At 64.5% G+C, this 17,426-nt stretch carries 19 protein-coding genes; 9 read left to right on the forward strand and 10 right to left on the reverse strand.

The genetic code is table 11. The features are described from left to right. Positions 1-1,377 (reverse strand): PLP-dependent aminotransferase family protein, encoded by a 1,377-nt coding sequence (locus tag FJ417_RS01990; RefSeq protein ID WP_181183137.1) that lies wholly within the window; start codon positions 1,375-1,377, stop codon positions 1-3. Positions 1,378-1,493: 116 nt separating this feature from the next. Between FJ417_RS01990 and FJ417_RS01995 the strand changes: the two genes are divergently transcribed. Then, positions 1,494-1,880: a DUF983 domain-containing protein gene (locus FJ417_RS01995; RefSeq protein WP_140640688.1), complete on the forward strand. Its 387-nt coding sequence runs from the start codon at positions 1,494-1,496 to the stop codon at positions 1,878-1,880. 3 nt (positions 1,881-1,883) lie between these two features. Here FJ417_RS01995 and FJ417_RS02000 read toward each other — a convergent pair whose 3' ends face one another. Together FJ417_RS02000 and FJ417_RS02005 are read right to left on the reverse strand one after the other, a co-directional pair. Next, on the reverse strand, positions 1,884-2,441 hold the full coding sequence (locus FJ417_RS02000) for a GNAT family N-acetyltransferase (RefSeq protein ID WP_140782288.1): 558 nt from the start codon (positions 2,439-2,441) through the stop codon (positions 1,884-1,886). A gap of 47 nt (positions 2,442-2,488) precedes the next feature. Then, positions 2,489-3,199, reverse strand: a complete 711-nt coding sequence (locus FJ417_RS02005) for a DNA helicase (protein WP_140782289.1) — start codon at positions 3,197-3,199, stop codon at positions 2,489-2,491. 284 nt (positions 3,200-3,483) lie between these two features. Between FJ417_RS02005 and FJ417_RS02010 the strand changes: the two genes are divergently transcribed. Continuing rightward, complete coding sequence (locus FJ417_RS02010; protein ID WP_140782290.1) at positions 3,484-4,482, forward strand: hypothetical protein; 999 nt, start codon at positions 3,484-3,486, stop codon at positions 4,480-4,482. An 11-nt stretch (positions 4,483-4,493) separates the two neighbouring features. Here the strand turns inward: FJ417_RS02010 and FJ417_RS02015 are convergent, their stop codons facing one another. After that, positions 4,494-4,943, reverse strand: coding sequence for a GatB/YqeY domain-containing protein (locus FJ417_RS02015; RefSeq protein ID WP_095817380.1), 450 nt, complete (start codon positions 4,941-4,943; stop codon positions 4,494-4,496). Positions 4,944-5,203: 260 nt separating this feature from the next. Between FJ417_RS02015 and carA the strand changes: the two genes are divergently transcribed. Beyond that, positions 5,204-6,409: a glutamine-hydrolyzing carbamoyl-phosphate synthase small subunit gene (gene carA / locus FJ417_RS02020; protein WP_140782291.1), complete on the forward strand. Its 1,206-nt coding sequence runs from the start codon at positions 5,204-5,206 to the stop codon at positions 6,407-6,409. Positions 6,410-6,525: 116 nt separating this feature from the next. Here the strand turns inward: carA and FJ417_RS02025 are convergent, their stop codons facing one another. The 4 genes from FJ417_RS02025 to mntR form a co-directional block, all read right to left on the reverse strand. Continuing rightward, entirely contained in the window at positions 6,526-7,797 is a 1,272-nt protein-coding gene (locus tag FJ417_RS02025) for a TCR/Tet family MFS transporter (RefSeq protein WP_140782292.1), read from the reverse strand. 164 nt (positions 7,798-7,961) lie between these two features. Then, on the reverse strand, positions 7,962-8,891 hold the full coding sequence (locus FJ417_RS02030) for a neutral zinc metallopeptidase (RefSeq protein ID WP_140703780.1): 930 nt from the start codon (positions 8,889-8,891) through the stop codon (positions 7,962-7,964). 176 nt (positions 8,892-9,067) lie between these two features. Then, entirely contained in the window at positions 9,068-9,256 is a 189-nt protein-coding gene (locus tag FJ417_RS02035) for a hypothetical protein (RefSeq protein ID WP_140640705.1), read from the reverse strand. A 95-nt stretch (positions 9,257-9,351) separates the two neighbouring features. Continuing rightward, positions 9,352-9,810 carry a manganese-binding transcriptional regulator MntR gene (gene mntR / locus FJ417_RS02040; protein WP_140640707.1) on the reverse strand — a complete coding sequence of 153 codons (459 nt, stop codon included), beginning with the start codon at positions 9,808-9,810 and terminating at the stop codon, positions 9,352-9,354. Between the two features lie 226 nt (positions 9,811-10,036). Between mntR and FJ417_RS02045 the strand changes: the two genes are divergently transcribed. The 4 genes from FJ417_RS02045 to FJ417_RS02060 all read left to right on the forward strand — a co-directional run bounded on the left by FJ417_RS02045 (position 10,037) and on the right by FJ417_RS02060 (position 13,761). Next, a complete protein-coding gene (locus FJ417_RS02045; protein WP_140653767.1) occupies positions 10,037-11,395 on the forward strand; it encodes an Nramp family divalent metal transporter in 1,359 nt (452 codons plus the stop codon). Positions 11,396-11,431: 36 nt separating this feature from the next. Further along, positions 11,432-12,274 (forward strand): protein-L-isoaspartate O-methyltransferase, encoded by an 843-nt coding sequence (locus tag FJ417_RS02050; protein WP_140782293.1) that lies wholly within the window; start codon positions 11,432-11,434, stop codon positions 12,272-12,274. A 94-nt stretch (positions 12,275-12,368) separates the two neighbouring features. Beyond that, entirely contained in the window at positions 12,369-13,019 is a 651-nt protein-coding gene (locus FJ417_RS02055; RefSeq protein WP_140782294.1) for a dihydrofolate reductase family protein, read from the forward strand. A 91-nt stretch (positions 13,020-13,110) separates the two neighbouring features. Beyond that, complete coding sequence (locus FJ417_RS02060) at positions 13,111-13,761, forward strand: glutathione S-transferase family protein (RefSeq protein ID WP_140782295.1); 651 nt, start codon at positions 13,111-13,113, stop codon at positions 13,759-13,761. A 121-nt stretch (positions 13,762-13,882) separates the two neighbouring features. Here the strand turns inward: FJ417_RS02060 and FJ417_RS02065 are convergent, their stop codons facing one another. Beyond that, positions 13,883-14,749, reverse strand: a complete 867-nt coding sequence (locus FJ417_RS02065; RefSeq protein WP_140782428.1) for a LysR substrate-binding domain-containing protein — start codon at positions 14,747-14,749, stop codon at positions 13,883-13,885. Between the two features lie 100 nt (positions 14,750-14,849). Here FJ417_RS02065 and FJ417_RS02070 point away from each other — a divergent pair, with 100 nt between their 5' ends. After that, a complete protein-coding gene (locus tag FJ417_RS02070) occupies positions 14,850-15,449 on the forward strand; it encodes a LysE family translocator (protein ID WP_140782296.1) in 600 nt (199 codons plus the stop codon). A gap of 192 nt (positions 15,450-15,641) precedes the next feature. On the opposite strand, the gene FJ417_RS02075 is transcribed toward FJ417_RS02070, so the two are convergent. After that, positions 15,642-16,820, reverse strand: coding sequence for an MFS transporter (locus tag FJ417_RS02075; RefSeq protein ID WP_140782297.1), 1,179 nt, complete (start codon positions 16,818-16,820; stop codon positions 15,642-15,644). Between the two features lie 227 nt (positions 16,821-17,047). Between FJ417_RS02075 and FJ417_RS02080 the strand changes: the two genes are divergently transcribed. Next, positions 17,048-17,404 carry a helix-turn-helix transcriptional regulator gene (locus tag FJ417_RS02080; RefSeq protein ID WP_140782298.1) on the forward strand — a complete coding sequence of 119 codons (357 nt, stop codon included), beginning with the start codon at positions 17,048-17,050 and terminating at the stop codon, positions 17,402-17,404. Positions 17,405-17,426: the final 22 nt, after the last annotated feature.

The following is a 17,426-nucleotide window of genomic DNA, read 5'->3' on the forward strand; positions in this document are numbered from 1 at the left end:
TCAGACTTTTGGCCGCGAAGGGTCCGCAGTTCCCGAAAGAATGGAAGCCAGGCCTTGAAGGCCTTCCTTCAACCGTTCCCGATTAGGGGTGGCGCCCAGCGCCAGGCGAAAGCCGTTGGGAAACTCCTGCCCGACGGCGAACTCTTCCGCGGGGCTGATGGCTAGCCCTCGGCGGCGGGCGGTGCCAGCGAGCTCTTCCGAGCGCAACTGGCTCTCCAGCGGATACCATAGATGCAAGCCGGACTCCGATGCCACAAAACCCTCGGGCAGGATGTTGCGCGCGATCTCTTGCCTGGCCTGCGCTTCGGCGCGCACGGCGGCGGTGATCTCCTCGGCAAGACCGCTGCGCAGCCACTCGCAGGCAAGGCCCGTCATCAGCGGCGGCGCCATCATCGTCGTGCCGCGTATCGCTGTGGCGATCCGCTCGGCGGCTTGCGGATCGGGCGCCGCCAGGAAGGCCGTGCGCAGGAAAGGTGAGATGCATTTCGCCAATGTCGCGACATGGAAGGTCCGCTCCGGCGCCAGATTCAGAAAGGCCTGCGGCGGTGCGGCGAGCAACCTTCTGTAGGGATCGTCCTCGATGATGGTCAGCTCGAGTTTTTCGGCCATGCGGGCGAGTTCGCGCCGCCGGCCCTCCGGCATGACGGATGCGGTCGGATTTTGAAGCGTCGGATTGAGGTAGAGGATACGGGCGCCATGCCGTCGCGCCGCCTCTTCGAGATCGTCCGGCCGCATGCCCTCGCCATCGTTTGCGACAGCGGCGAGCTTGCGGCGCGCGGCCTTGGCCAGCGCGATCAGCCCGGGATAGGTCAGCGCATCGGCAAGGATCGTATCGCCCTCGCGGGTCTGAGACAGGACGACGGCCGTGAGCAGCGCCTGCGCGCCCGAGCCGACAACGACCCTGTCGACCGGCAACCTGTCCCCCGTTTCGGCAAGCCACGACGAGCCGACGGCGCGCTCCACGGGCGAGCCCGGACCGGGATGGTAGGAAAGCAGCGCTTCGGCGCTGGAGCGCTTGAGCAATCCCTCGATGCCCGTCCTGATCAAGGCCGGCAGGTTGAGGCCGGCCGGTGCCGGCGGAATGTTCATGCTGAGATCGAGGACAGGCTCTTCCGGCTCGCCCGGCGTGACGAAGGTGCCCCGGCCCGCCTTCGCGTCGATGAGGTTCCTGCGCCTGGCTTCGGAAAACGCCCGCGTGACCGTCGTGAGATCGACCCCCAGCAGCCTTGCGAGTTCCCGCTGCGGCGGCAACCTGTCGCCAGGCTGCAACCGGCCGTTCGAGCGGGCATCCGTAAGGGCGTCGACGATCTTCAGATAGACCGGTCGCGGCCCTGCCTCCAGAACCGGGAGCCAGCCGATGTCGCTTTCGTCCGTCACGTATAGCCAATCCATGCATTTTGTCGCATTGTATGCATACAAGTATGATATATGTATGCATCCGAGACCTCAAGGCCTGCACCGACCCACACGCGGGGTCCATTGGAGCGACGATCATGGAAGACCTGGCGCATTATCCACGTCTGGTACCTTGGCAGGTAGGAATCCGTGGCCGTTGCCCGCGTTGCGGCGAGGGCCACCTGTTCGAGGGATTCTTGAAACTGGCTCCGAAATGCGATGTCTGCGGGCTCGACTATTCCTTTGCCGATCCAGCCGACGGCCCGGCGTTCTTCGTCATCTGCTTTGCCTGTGTGCCTTCGGTGCTGTTCGCCGTCTGGGCGCAGGTGACTTTCGAGCCCTCCATGTGGTTCCACGCTTTCGTTTCGATCCCGATCGTTCTTGCGACCTGCATCCCGCCGCTCAGGCCGCTCAAAGGCTGGCTCGTCGCAAGCCAGTTCTACCACAAGGCGGAAGAAGGAAGGCTGGCCAGGCCCGGCGAGTAACCTTCAAAGGTCGATGCGGAACTTGAGGCTCTCCGCGCCGCCATAGGCGGCGTCCTCGAAGAAGCGGCCGACGAGCTTGCCGCCATTGGCTGTGATGACCTTGTGCGAGGCCGGATTGCCCGGCTTCGCGGTGATCTCGACATGGTCGAGCCCGACCGCCTTCGCCTCGTCCAGCATCAGCCGCAACGCTTCGGTGGCATAGCCTCGGCTCCGCTTCCACGGCACAACCGCATAGCCGATATGGCCAAGCACATGCGAGGGCAGCGCCGACGTGCCCTTCTGCCAGCGAAAACCGATCGAGCCGGCGGCCTCGCCATCCCAGATCCAGCGCCGGAAGCCCGGTAGGCGCGGCACGGTCGTGCCGTCGGGCAAGGTGATGGGCGGCCCCTTCGCTTCGGGGTCGTCAAGGCCGGCGAGAAAGGTGACGGGATCTTTCTCGATCGCCTCGAGTTGCTCGCGCGTCGCTTCGAGCAGCCGCACATTGTCGGGCGACCACCCGCGCTCCAGCGCCGCCTTGTAGGAAGGCAAATGTTCGAGCGCGGGTTTGACGATTTCGATCATGGCTCGCTTCCCTGTCGAGACCGGCATAGCCGCGACACGGATCGCCCTCAAGTCGCCTGAAACCGGATTTCGCCCTTGTTCAGGAAACAGGCCTTGTCGAACAGTGACATGTCGAGCGGGTTCGGCAGCCGGATATCGCCGATACCCGGGAACGGTCTCCCGGAGGAATCATAGGACCTGTCGACCTGCGAGATGAAGACCAGCACCAGTCCCCGTTCCCGGGCAAACGACCTCAAGGCGCGGATCTGGACCATGAGCTCGGGATTCTCCCGCTTCTGGTCGAGCAGTTGCAGATAGTCGATGACCGCCAGCGTGCCGCGCGGCGCCGACCGCAACCTCTCGACGATGTAACTGGCGCTTATGGCGTCGGAATTGTCGAAATCGAACAGGTGATTGAAATCGGCCGGGTCGATCCCGATGTCGCGGAACCGGTCGAGAATGTCGGCATGCATGTATTCCAGTGTGAAGAACACGGCGCGACTGCCTTGCTTCATGGCCGCCACGGCGAGATCGAGGCTCATCAGCGTCTTGCCCTGGCCTGGCCGCGCCGCCACGAGAACCATGTCGCCGGGGATCAGCCGCCTCAGCAAGCTGTCGCCGGGCGCGGCCTCGGCGGCCTTGGCCGCAAGCAGGCTCCAGCTGGCAAAGCCTTCCTTGACGGCAACGCGGTCGAGCGCCTGATGGAGCGGAACATTTTCCCGGCGGGAGAGGAGCCTCGCCTGGCGTTTCAGATGATAGACGGGTGCGGAAAGCCGCATCGAAAACCTCCTGCCGCGAGCAGTCTCGACAACCCCTCCTTATGCCTGGCGCTCGAACAGTTGGTTGGATGTGAATTGCCCTGCATGAACGATGCTTCCCGATGGAGGGAGGAGGCGTGGGCGCGCCGGAATCAGATCATAGCTCAATCGAAGCGGTCCGGAAATCCGACTTCCAAAAGGCGTCGCTAAACTAGAAGTGTTTCGCCGATGGATGCGAGATCTCCTATGATCGACCTGGGTGATTCACGGGTACGAGACAACGCTTCGACAGGAGGGGCAAAACGGTGGGGTTGAAATCTGTTCCGCTAGGCGCGGCCATCTTTTGTCTTGTCGCGACCCTCGCCGCATTGACGGCGTCCGTCAGCTCGTTCGCGGCGTTGCGGCCGTCGACCGTTCCCGATTGGCTGCAGCGCCATGTCGGCGACGGCGAGGGCCAGATTTCGCAGGTCGTTCTGGAGCGGGCGCGCGCGCTCTACCAGAAGAAGGTCAGCGATGGTTCGGTCGGCAACCCGTGCTACTTCGCCATGGATGCCACGCGTCCCGGCGACCTCGGCAACAGCGTGCTGGGCCAGCGCTATTACATCATATGCGAAAGCAAGCAGCTCTTCCGCGCGGTTTCCTCGGGCCATGGCGGCGGCCGCAACCTGAAAGGCGTTGCCGATTTCTCCAACGGCAGGCGTTGCGCGAAGAACTTCGGCAACGCGATGGACTCGGCGCTGACGGCCGGCGGCGCCTATATGACCGCCGAGACCAAGACGTCCTTCAAGGGGTATTACCGTGTCGGCGCGCAGAACGCGGTGTTCATGCGCAGCTTCATCCAGTTCGACGGCGAAGGCGAAGCGGCGAACGCCAGGCAGCGCGTGATCGGCGGCCATCCGGCTGCCTTGCTCAGGGGTATGTGCATGCGCAAAGAGCCGAACAGCTCATACGCCGACCATGACGGCCTTGTTCCGTTCGGCAAGCTGGTGAACTATGCCGGCGGCCGCAGCAATGGCTGCACCAGTTGGTCGCCCGCTGACGCCGAGCAGATCATCCCGCTGGTGAAGAACAAACCGACGACGCTCTACATCTATCCGGAATCGCGCGACATCGCCGCTGTCGCCCGGGCCAAGGCCGCAGGCCAATCGCTGTCAGGCGCGGGCCTCTATTGGAACGCCTCCTGCCTGAACGAGATCGGCTCGCCGAAATTCTGGCCCAGGAAGACGCTGGAGCCGATCATCGCGCAATACAAGAAGGATCATCCGGCACCGCCGCCGCAGCCGATACCGATGTGCAAGGATTAGCGAAGCCGCACCTACTGCAGCAGCCCCTTGATGATGGCGCTGGCCTTGGCGAAGTCCATCTGGCCGGCATACTTCTGCTTCAGCGCGCCGATCACCTTGCCCATGTCCTTCTGGCTGGCCGCACCCGTCGCCGCGATCGCTTCGCGCGCCGCGGCCTGGATCGCCGCGTCGTCGAGCTGCGTCGGCAGGAACGCGCGGATGATTTCCATCTCGCCGCGCTCCTGCGCCGCCAGTTCCGGCCGCTTGCCGTCCTCGAAGGCCTTGGCCGATTCCTCGCGCTGCTTCACCATCTTGGCGAGGATCTGCAGGATCTCTTCCTCGCTCGCCGGCGGCTTGCCGGCGCCGCGATTGGCGATGTCGCGATCGTGGATGGCGGCCTGGATCAGCCGCAGCGTCGGCAGGCGGTGCTTGTCCTGCGCCTTCATCGCGCTCTTCATGGATTCGGCGATTTTCTCGCGCATCGTGCTTCTCCTTCGAATGCGGCGGACAATAGCTTTGCCGAACGGCCAACGCAAATCGCGGCAAGATGCTGATATTGCTGGACGAAAGCAAATCGGCCGTGGTCCGGGGACGCCGCATTGACCGCTCCGGCCCGTTCGCCTATGTACTCGGTCCTGCATGAGACAATGAGTTGACGCGTGGGAGCCGGGAAATCCAGCTTCGCGCCTTGCCGCGCAAATGGTCCTGCCGACCGATTGCCGCGCCTGACAGGAGTGCCGCAATGGCCACCACCACCGCCCCCTGGGCAACTGAAAAGCCGACCGCCCTTCTGGTCCTCGCCGACGGCACGGTGATCGAAGGCCGCGGCCTTGGCGCCACGGGATCGGCCGTTGCGGAAGTGTGCTTCAACACCGCGCTGACCGGCTACGAGGAAATCCTCACTGATCCGTCTTACGCCGGCCAGATCGTCACCTTCACCTTCCCGCATATCGGCAATGTCGGCACCAATGACGAGGACATCGAGGATTTGCATCCAGCCGCCCGCGCGGGCGCTGTCGGCGCGATCTTCAAGGCCAACGTCACCGACCCGTCCAACTATCGCGCCGCCGGCCATCTCGACAAGTGGCTGAAGCGGCGCGGCATCGTCGCGCTGTCCGGCATCGACACCCGCGCGCTGACCGTGCTGATCCGCGAGAAAGGCATGCCCAATGCCGTCATCGCGCATGCGCCCGATGGCGTCTTCGACATCGAGGACCTGAAGCGGCAGGCCGCGGCCTGGTCGGGCCTGATCGGCCTCGATCTCGCCAAGGAGGTCACGTCGGGCCAGTCTTCGGTCTGGCGCGAGACGCCCTGGGCCTGGAATGAAGGCTATGGCGAGCGGGGCGAGCCTTCCATGCACGTCGTGGCCGTCGACTACGGCGTCAAGCGCAACATCCTGCGCCTGCTTGCAGGTCTCGGCGCCAAGGTCACCGTCGTGCCGGCCAAGACCGGCGCCGAGGAGATCCTGGCCATGCGGCCGGACGGCATCTTCCTGTCGAACGGCCCCGGCGACCCGGAGGCGACCGGCGAATATGCCGTGCCGGTGATCCAGAACCTCTTGAAGACCGACATCCCGGTGTTCGGCATCTGCCTCGGCCATCAGATGCTGGCGCTGGCGCTCGGCGGCAGGACCGAGAAGATGCACCAGGGCCACCACGGCGCCAACCATCCGGTCAAGGACCACACCACCGGCAAGGTCGAGATCGTCTCGATGAACCACGGTTTCGCCGTCGACGCCGACTCGCTGCCCGAAGGCGTCGAGGAAACCCATGTCTCGCTCTTCGACGGCTCGAACTGCGGCATCGCGCTGACCGGCCGTCCTGTGTTCTCGGTTCAGCACCATCCCGAGGCCTCGCCCGGCCCGCAGGATTCGCATTACCTCTTCCGCCGCTTCGTCAACCTCATCCGCGAGCGGCGCGGCGAGGAAGCGCTGGCCGAACGCGCCTAATGCATGTCGCGCAAAAGTGTGCAGCGGTTTTGCGATAACGACATGCATGAAAACAAAGGCTTAAAGCGTCGCCTGAATCCGCTTCAGCGCGACATGCATTAGCTCAAACCGCCAGCCTAAGCAGCGTCCGTCACCGCCGCCTCCTGCGTGTGCATGCGCTCGACTTCCTTCGGCGTCGGCTTGGCCACTTTCGTCACGAAGACGATGACCGCCAGCGTCAGGAAGATCGCGCCCAGCACATAGGGCGCGCCGCCGAACACGACCGGCGCCGTCGGGCTCGTGAACCAGGAAAAGATCGCCGTGTAGAGCAGCGGGGTGATGATCGAGGTGATCGAGAAGATCGAGGTCATCGCGCCCTGCAATTCGCCCTGCGCCGAGGGCGGCACCTTGGCGGCGGCGAGGCTTCTGAGCGGCGGATCGGCCAGCGCCTCCAGGCACCCGGCCACGATCACCGCATAGATCATCCAGCCTTGCGTCGAAAATGCATAGCCGAAGGCGCTGAGCGCGGTGAAGGTCAGCCCGATAGCCGCCGTCCTCCATTCGCCGAGCTTGGGAATGATCCGCGGCAGCACCGTCGCCATGATGATTGCGCCGCACAGGCCGAAGGCGCCGAGCGAAAAGCCGATCTGCTGCTGGCTCCAGCCATAGCGATAAGTGGAGACGAACGACCAGACCGCCGGATACATCATGTGGCCGAGCGTCATCAGGAAGAACACCAGCCCGATCCAGCCGATGCCTGGATAATTGCGCATCTGCATGAGCGTGCCGACCGGATTGGCACGCTTCCACTCGAAACGGCGACGATGCTTTTCATCCAGCGTCTCCGGCAGCAGGAACATCGCGATCAGGAAATTCACGAAGGCGAGTGCTGCGGCGAAATAGAACGGCACGCGCGGCCCGAACGTGCCGAGCAGCCCGCCCAGCACCGGACCGATGACGAAGCCGACGCCGAAAGCGATGCCGAGCAGGCCGAAATTCTTCGCCCGGTTCTCGTCGTTCGAGATATCGGCGATGAAGGCCGATGTCGTCGAATAGCTGGCGCCGGAAATGCCCGCGAGCACGCGGCCGATGAACAGCATTGGATAGGACCAGGCGATGGCGCAGATCAGGTTGTCGATGGAAAAGGTCAGCACCGAGGCAAGCAGGATCGGCCGTCGTCCGAAGCGGTCGCTCAAGCCGCCGATGATCGGCGCGAAGACGAACTGCATCGCCGCATAGACGAAGAACAGCCAGCCGCCCTCGATCGCGGCCTCACTCACGCTGACGCCGCTCAGTTCCTCCAGATAGGCCGGCAGCACCGGCATGATGATGCCGAAACCGATGATGTCGAGCAGCAGCGTCGTGAAAACGAGCGCAAGGCCCCGCTTGGCGGTCTTCGGGTCGATCATGGTGACAAGCTCCTCAACCGCCTTGCGGCACAGGCGGGAGGGACCTTATAGGCGAGGTTAGCGGCGGGAACAATCCGCGAACGAATGCAAACGTCTTATGCTGACATCCCTTGCCAGCCGCCTTCGATCATTGGTCGTCACCCGAAAGAAGCGGCAGCGCCGCCTCAGATCGGACCGCTCATCGTGTTGCAGTCGGACAGCTTGCCGCTCTTGTAGCCGCGCGCCAGCCATGTCTGCCGCTGCTGGGAGGTGCCATGGTTGAAGCTTTCCGGCACGACATAGCCCTGCATCTTCTTCTGCAGCGTGTCGTCGCCGATCTGCTTGGCAGCATTCAGCGCGCTTTCGATGTCACCCTGCTCCAATATACCTTTTTGCGCGGTGTAATGGGCCCATACGCCGGCGAAGCAGTCGGCCTGAAGCTCGATGCGCACCGAGAGCTGGTTGGCGTCGGCCTCGCTCATGCCTTGGCGCATCTGGTTGAACTTGCTCATGATGCCGGTGAGGTTCTGCACATGGTGACCGACCTCATGGGCCACCACATAGGCACGGGCGAACTCGCCGGAAGCGCCGAACTGCTGGTCGAGCTGCTGGAAGAAGGTCATGTCGAGATAGACCTTGCGATCGCCCGGGCAGTAGAACGGACCGGCCGCCGCCGAGGCGAAACCGCAGGCTGAACGGATCTGGCCGCTAAACAGCACCAGCTTGGGATCCTCATAGGTCAGGCCCTGCGCCTTGAAAATGCCGGTCCAGGTGTCTTCGGTTTCCGCCAGCACCGTCGCGACGAACTGCTTCATCTCGTCATTGGCGGGCGCGCCGCCATTGTCCTGCGAGCCGCTGTTGTCGGTGATCTGGCCGCCGCCACCCGGGAGCAATCCGCCGTCGCCGCCACCCAGGATCTGCGACGGATCAAAACCGAAATACCATCCCGCAAGCACGACCAGGATGACCAGGAGAATGCTGCCGCCGCCACCGGTACGGCCGCCGACGGGAAGTCGGAACTGACCGCCGCCGCCCATTCCGCCGCCAAGTCCGCCGCCGCTGTCGCTACGGTCATCCTCGATGTTGTCGCTCTGACGACGGCCTCTCCAAAGCATGGCAACTCCTCGCAACGCGAATGTCCTGGAGGGACTGGCCCACGACCACCCCCTGCAGACAATTATCGCAACGGCTGGCCTAAGTCACAGAATTTTTCGCTCCCGCCAAATGTCGGACGCACCGGAAACCTCAATCGGACAAGCAAAGCCCACCGACCATAAACCGGCTAAAAGCATCAGCTTTTCTGCTTGGCGCCGGCGCTCTTGCCGTCCGAACTTTTCGAACGTTCCTCGAAACGCGCCGCGCCCTTCTTCAGCGGATGGCCGGTCTCGGCTTCGGTCTTGCGCTCGTCCTTGGCGGCCGCCTGCCGCAATCCCCTGGCTGCCTGCTTCCCTTTAGCGGTCGGAGCCTGTTCGACGCCCATTGCTTCCTCCTTGAGCGCGGCAATCGCGCGATGTGGGAAGTAATGCGGCGGAGATGCGTCGGTTCCGCTTCAATACGCTCGGACGGACCGCAGACCTAATCCTGGCGGTTCGTCATCGCCCGGCGGAAAGCTTCCAGCGTTTCGGCGCTGACATGGTGCTCGATGCCCTCGGCGTCGATGCGCGCCGTCTCGGCGCTGACGCCGAGAGAGCGCAGGAAGGCCTCCACCGTCTGGTGGCGGATACGGCTTTCCTCGGCGACCTTGCGGCCGGCTTCGGTCAGGAACACGCCGCGATAGGGCTTCCGCGAAACCAGCCCATCGGCGCACAGCCTGGTCAGCATCTTTGCCACCGTCGGCTGCGCGACGCCGAGCCTTGCCGCGATATCCACCTGCCGCGCTTCGTTGCCGTCCTCGATCAGGTCGGCGATCAGTTCGACATAGTCCTCGACCAGCGCGCCGCGGCGCGCTTCGCGCGTCTGCCGGAAACCCTCCGAATGGATTTCGGCATCGGGAAGCGGCTCCTCGCGTCGAACTGGTTTGTTCCTAAGCGCCAATACGCGCTCCTCCTTGAATCGGGGTCGTATCCATAACACGAACCCCTGATGGTCCGGCCGTTTATTTGCATTCCCGCGCGGGCGCAACCAGCGTTTGCGGTCGCCCGCGTCCAGATCTGCTCTGGCGCATCACGAAAGCATGATCAATGAAATATAGCCTATTGCATAATGTTGAGCCATGGCGTAGATAAAAGGCACCTTCGATACATTTCCAGCGGAAATCCCCATGTCCGACGCCGATGCAGCAACCGTAGCCCGACCCACATGGCGATTCGACAAGCCCGACGACGAGCAGCCAAGCCTGCGCGAGGTGAACGCCTCGATCGCGGTGCCACAGACTGGAGTCTGGTTCCGCCGCCTGTTCGCGTTCATGGGACCGGGCTACATGGTCTCCGTCGGCTATATGGATCCGGGCAACTGGGCGACCGACCTCGCCGGCGGCGCCCAGTTCGGCTACACGCTGCTTTTCATCATCATGCTGTCGAACCTGATGGCGATTCTGTTGCAGGCGCTCGCCGCGCGCCTCGGCATCGCCACCGGGCGCGACCTCGCCCAGGCCTGCCGCGCCTATTATCCGCGCCCGGTCAATCTGGTGCTCTGGATCGCCTGCGAGCTGGCCATCATCGCCTGCGACCTCGCCGAGGTGATCGGCACGGCGATCGCGCTGCAGCTTCTGTTCGGCATCCCACTGATCGGCGGCGCCATCCTCACCGCGCTCGACGCTTTCCTTGTGCTGCTGCTGATGAACAAGGGCTTCCGCTATCTCGAGGCCTTCGTCGTCGCGCTGCTGATCATCATCTTCGGCTGCTTTGCCATCCAGATCTTTGTCGCCGCGCCGCCGGCCGGCACCATCCTGCATTCGATGTTCGTGCCGTCGCCGGAGATCGTCACCAATCCGGCGATGCTCTACATCGCCATCGGCATCATCGGCGCGACGGTCATGCCGCATAATCTCTATCTGCATTCCTCGATCGTGCAGACCCGCGCCTATGAGCGCACCGATGCCGGCAAGCGCGACGCCATCAAATGGGCGACGACGGATTCGACCATCGCGCTGGTCCTGGCGCTGTTCGTCAATGCGTCGATCCTGATCGTCGCGGCGGTCGCCTTCCACGATACCGGCCATCACCACGTTGCCGAGATCGGCCAGGCCTTCGAGCTGCTCTCGCCGCTGCTCGGCCTGGGCATCGCCTCGATCCTGTTCGCCGTCGCGCTGCTTGCCTCCGGCCTCAACTCGACTGTCACCGCAACGCTCGCGGGCCAGATCGTGATGGAGGGCTTCCTGCGCCTGCGCATCCCGCAATGGGCCCGTCGCCTGGTGACGCGCGGCATTGCCATCGTCCCCGTGGTGATCGTCACAGCACTTTATGGCGAGAAGGGAACCGGCCAGCTGCTCGTCTTCAGCCAGGTGATCCTGTCGATGCAGCTGCCCTTCGCGGTGGTGCCGCTGGTGCAGTTCGTGTCGGACAAGAAGAAGATGGGCAATTTCGCCATACCGCGCGGCGTAGCGGCGCTGGCCTGGGTGGTGGCCGCCGTCATCCTCGTTCTCAACTTCAAGCTGCTCTACGACACCTTCGCCGGCTGACCGCGACATTCGCGCCGGCCGCGCTATCTTCGCGCCATGGCCAAACCGGACGAAGCCCGCAGATTCTACGCCAGGCTGATGGCTGCGCAGGCCCGGTCGGCCGATCCGCGCATCGAGGAGGTGTTCGCCGCGGTGCCGCGCGAGGCCTTCCTGGGTCCGGGGCCATGGACTGTTTTTGCCGGCGAAGGCCGCTTCGAGACGCCGAGCGCCGATCCAAGCTACATCTACCAGAATGTCCTCGTCGTGCTCGATGCCGACAAGGGCATCAACAATGGCGAGCCGATGCTGCACGCGATGTGGCTCGGCAAGGTCGAGCCGAAGCCGGGCGAGCACGTCACCCATATCGGCGCCGGCACAGGCTATTACACGGCGCTGCTGGCGAGGCTGGTCGAGCCGGGCGGCAGCGTCACCGCCTTCGAGATCGAGGCCGGTCTCGCCACGCGCGCCAGGGCGAACCTCGCCCGGTACGCCAACATCGAGGTGATCCATGGCGATGCTGTCTCCGATCCTTTGCCGCCCTCCGACATCATCTATGTCAATGCCGGCGTCGTCGCCCCGCCCGTCGCATGGCTGAAAGCGCTGAAACCCGGCGGCCGCATGATCTTTCCGTGGCGTCCCTCCGAAACCGTCGGCCTCGCGGTCATCATAACGCGCCTGAAAAACGGCTTTGCCTGCCGGCCCTTCATGGGCTCCTGGTTCATCCCTTGCATCGGCGCCTCAACCGCCGAGCCGGGCGCGAAAATACCGACGCGCGAGCGCGCCGCGCGCACCCGCTCGATCTGGCTGAGGAAGGACAAGGCGCCCGACCGCACCGCCACCGCCGTCTTCGGCGATGTCTGGTTCTCGTCACGCACCATTCGCGCCGACAACACGCGATAGAAATTCGCGGGGCCGTGTCGGAAAGCGGCCTTGCCGTTCGTCCTTAGCTCGAAATCCGGCCTGACGGCGCGGATCAGCGAAAAGGAGAAGACAGATGCGCAAGATCATCGCCGCCACATTCGTCAGCCTCGACGGCGTCATGCAGGCGCCGGGCGGGCCGGAAGAGGATCCGGTCGGCGGCTTCAAATTCGGTGGCTGGACCTTCCATTATTTTGACGAGGTGGCAGGCGCGGCCATGGAGGAACTGTTCTCCAAACCGTTCGACCTGCTGCTCGGCCGCAGAACCTACGATATCTTCGCCGCGTATTGGCCGTATCAGAACGACGCCATCGCCGACGTCTTCAACCCTGCAACCAAATATGTGGCCACGCACCGGCCGGATTCGCTGACCTGGCAGAACACGCAGTCGCTCGGGCCCGATATCGTTGCCAGGCTTAAGGAACTCAAGCAGGGAGACGGACCGGACCTGCTCATCCAGGGATCGGGCAATCTGACCCAGACCTTGCTCGCCAACGGGCTGATCGACGAGATCCGGCTGATGACCTTCCCGCTGGTCCTGGGCAAGGGCAAGCGGCTGTTCGGCGACAGCGCGATGCCGGCGGCGTTCAAGCTCGTCAAATCGCAAGCTTCCGCCACCGGCGTCATCATAGCGATCTATGAGCGCGCGGGCGAAATCCGCACGGGCTCGTTTGCTCAGCAGGAGCCTTCCAAAGCCGAACTCGAACGGCGCAGGAACTGGAAGTAGCACAAGGCTGTCGCGCGGCGGCCGGGCCCGCCGCGTATTCGCTTTATGAAGCCTCTCTTCGCAACGACGACTGAACGGTCAGGAGCCGCCGATGATCCCCACCATTACCGCCTTTGAATGCTCGCCCGATGGCGGCAGGGGGCTGGCGCGCGACATGCACGTGCGCTGGGCACTCGAGGAAGTCGGCCAGCCTTATGACGTTCGTCTTGTTTCGTTCGATGCGATGAAGCGACCCGCGCATCTTGCGATCAACCCCTTCGGCAGCATCCCGACCTATGAAGAAGGCGATCTCGCTCTGTTCGAGTCAGGCGCGATCGTCCTTCACATCGCGGTTCGTCACCCCGGCCTGATGCCCGAGAATGCAAACGCGCGGGCGCGCGCGATCGCCTGGATGTTCGCAGCCTTCAGCACCGTGGAGCAGCCGATCCTCGATCGCACGACAGCCGTGATCCTGGAGCGCGACGCGGCGTGGCACGACCAGCGCCTGCCTTTGGTCGATGACCGGATCCGCAAGCGGCTGGCCGAGCTCTCCCGCCATCTCGGCGATAGCGACTGGCTCGACGGCGCGTTCAGCGCCGGCGACCTCGTCATGGTGGGCGTGCTGCGCCGGCTGCAGAGATCGGGTTTGCTGAACGAATTCCCGAACGTTGCCGCCTATGTCGCCCGCGGCGAGGCTCGGCCCGCCTTCAAGCGCGCTTTCGATGCGCAATTGGCGGTCGCCATGGCCGCGTCGAACGGCTGACCGGGTGCCTAGCGCGTTTCACCGTTTCACGGAAACGGCGAACCGCTCTATCTCTTTGTTTCTACGCAATTCCGGACGGAAAACCGCTCACACTTTTCCTGGAATTGCTCTAGCTAGCCGTTCACGCTGCCTGGCGATAGCGTGAAAGGCCCTCGCGGATATGGCTGGCAAAAGCCTGCGCGGCCGGTTGGGTGGCATGTTTGGGCATATGCAGGTTGACGGAGAAATTCGGCAGCGCCGGAAGCCCGGCATCGGACAGGATGTCGAGATCGGTCGGAACCGTCGAGGCAAGCCATGCGGTCACCGCGAGGTCCGACCGCACAGTGGCGGTCGTCGCATCGATGTTGCCGTTCTCGAACACGGTGCGCCAGTCGAGCCCGTGCTCGCCAAGCGCTGCCAGCACCGCCGGCCGGAAGGCGCAGGTGTCGGCGACGATGGAAACCGGCAGCGGCCGCTTCAGGCGTGCCGCCCCGCCTCTGGCGCCCACCCATACCAGCCGGTCGACGAGCAGGCATTCGCCGGCGGTGGGACCGACGCGCTCCTCGACGACGGCAAGGTCGATCGTGCCCGCCGCCAGAGCCGCCGCGAGTTCCGGCGAGGACGCGCAGACCAGCGAAATCTCCACCTGCGGATACGCTTCGGCATAGGCCTTCAGCGCAGGCGCGAGCAGCGTGCCGACGAGATCATAAGGCACGCCGATCCGCACCTGCCCGGCAACCGCCCTGCCCCTGATCTCGGCAAGGATCTCGTCGTTGAGCTGCAGCAGGCGCCTGGCCCTGTCGAGCAGCCGCTCGCCGGATCGCGTCAGCTTGAGGCCGCGGCGATCACGCTCGAACAGGCTCTGACCGAGCACCTCTTCAAGCCGCTTGACCTGCTGGCTGACGGCGCCTTGCGTCAGGTGAAGCGCATTGGCCGCCGCCGTCATGCTGGTCTTGTCGGCCGTCGTGACGAAGGTACGGATGAGGGTCGTGTCGAGGTCGCGGATCATGGCCGACATTATACTTCCTAATGCAAGCCATATCAAACATTGCATTTACTGATGCAACGAAGCGCCTAAGCATGCCGGCTCCTTCGACTGGAAAGCCCGCATGTCCGACACCATCATCCCGCTGGTCCTGTTCGCGCTGATCTCGACCTCGACGCCGGGCATCGCCACGACATTGTCGACCGCGTCCGGCGCACAATTCGGCTTTCGCCGTTCCGTGCCTTTGATGGCCGGCAGCGCCGCCGGTTTGGCTACTGTGGCGGCTGCGGGCGCTGCCGGGCTGGCCGGTCTGCTCGCCGCGGTGCCGTCTTTGCAGCTTGCCATGAAGATCGCCGGCTCGCTCTATCTGATCTGGCTGGCCATCAAGATCGGCCGTAGCGGTCCCCCCAACCTCGACATCAGCATGGCCAGGCCGAACAGCTTCTTCGGCGGCGCCGGCATCCAGTGGATGAACCCGAAAGGTTGGGCGATGGGACTGGGCGCGGCCGCATCCTTCGCGGCGCTGGCCGATGGTCCCTTGCAACTGGCGCTCCTGCTCGGCGCCGTGTTCGGCTTGGCAGCGGCCTTTTCGCTGTCGCTGTGGTGCGTGGCGGGAACCCTGCTTGCCCGACTGCTGACGACCGAACGCCAGTGGCGCGCGCTCAACATCGTGCTCGGCCTGCTGCTGGCCGCCTCGATCTTGCAGATGTGGCGGCCAGCTTAAGAGGAGATCAGACGACGTAGCGTGCCGCCGGTTTGCCGGAGAACAGGCTGCGCTGGACGCTGTGCCGATCTCGATCTTCAAATGCCTGCGGCCGCTCCTTCGCCCTGAAGAAGCGGCCGCCGCTCGATTCTTTAGCTGTGAAGACGTGCCTAGATCCAGGTCAGGCCGGGCTCACCTGAATATCGGCATCTCCTATTCGGCCGGCATCGCCACCGGCCGGGCCAACATCCGGCCGGCGAGCACGATGCCCAAGCCAACAATCGGGAACATGGCGGCGATCAGGCCGAGGTCGGCCGGGACGCCGAAGCGCAGCACGGCGGCGCCGACCACGGCGCCCAGCGCGACGCCGAAGTAGAGCGCCGAGGCGTTGAGCGACAAAACAATGGGCGCGGCGTCGGGCGCTAGCTTGATGATGCGGCTCGCCTGCGCCGGCGGAAAAGCCCAGCCGACGATGCCCCACGGCACCATCATACCCATCAGCGCCGGTCCGGCGAGATGATGCGGCAGGAAGGTCGGGATCAGCGAGAAGGTGGTGAGCATCGCGGCGGAGAGCGCCAGCGACCAGGCGACGGTGCGGGTGGCGCCGAAGCGGTCGGCCGCCTGCCCGCCGGCGATGTTGCCGATGACGGCGCCGACGCCGAAGGCGAGCAGCATGCCCGGCAGCGCGATCGGGGAGAGCCCGCCGCCTTGGATCGCCAAGGGCGCGATGAAGCTGAAGACGGTAAAGGCGCCGACAAGCGCAAGCGCCGTCGTCAGAAGGATCGGCATCACGCCGGGGCGCACGGCCGCCGCAAACCTGCGCTTCAGCGGCAGCTTGGTGCCGACGATGCCGCGCGGCAGCCGCCACCACAGGATCGCGCCGGACAGCGCGCCGAGCCCGGCGATGGCGAAGAAGGTGCCGCGCCAGCCGGCGATCGCCGCGACCAGCGCGCCGAGCGGCGCGCCGACCGCCACCGCCACGGTGGTGCCGCCGACGACGACGGCGATGGCGCGCGCCCGGTGATGGTCGTCGACCAGCGCCACGGCGGTCCCTTGCGCGGTCGCCGCGAACAGGCCGGACGACAGCGCCATGACGATGCGCGCGATCAAAAGCAGCTCGAAGGACGAACTGAGCGCGGCAACGATGTTGCCGATGACGAAGAACACCAGCGTCCACAGGATGACCCGGCGCCGGTCCCATTCGCCGGTCAGCGTCGCCAGCACCGGCGCGCCGATCGCATAGGCGAGCGCGAAGGCGGTGATCAGCGAGCCGGCGAGCGGCACGGATATGCCGGCGTCAGTGGCGATGTCGGGAAGAAGGCTCGAGATGACGAAGCCTTCGGTCGAGATCGCAAACGATCCGAGCGCAAGCCAGAAGATCCGCTTGTCCATGAGGGGCTTTCCTTAGTTCAAAAGTTATTGAACAATTGGACATAGCAGCGCATGATGTCAACCGAGCCGGGACAAAATAGCTGAACCCTGCTGACAGCCCTGTGTCAGGACCGGCGCCGAGAATGAAGCAGCGGCGTCTATCGTAGAAACGAAAATGCAGAAGTAGCGCCTGCAGTAGGAAAGGAAGCCGCGTTGAAGTTCGTGCTGTTTGTGCTTAATTCTGAGCCATGACCCTGCCCCATCCAACCGCCGACCAGATCAGCCTGCCGATCGTACTGGCCGTGCTCGGCGACCCGACCCGACTTGCCATCGTGCGCTATCTGGCGAGCAAGGAAGGCGTGCCGCTGAACTGCAGCAAGTTCCTCGACCTCGCCTCCAAGACCAATCTCAGCTACCACCTCGCCAAGCTGCGCGAGGCGGGCGTCACCCGCAGCGAAGCGGTCGGCACCAGCCGGCTGATCACATTGCGCCGTGACGATCTCGACAGGCGTTTCCCCGGCCTGCTCGACAGCGTGATTGCCGCGGCCGACGGCGACAAGGATCTGCCAGCGGTCGGCACCGCCGAAGTCGAGGTTTCGGCCTGAACGACCTGCGCGTGCCCTTGGC

This window comes from Mesorhizobium sp. B3-1-7, assembly GCF_006439385.1.
Classification (GTDB): Bacteria; Pseudomonadota; Alphaproteobacteria; order Rhizobiales; family Rhizobiaceae; genus Mesorhizobium.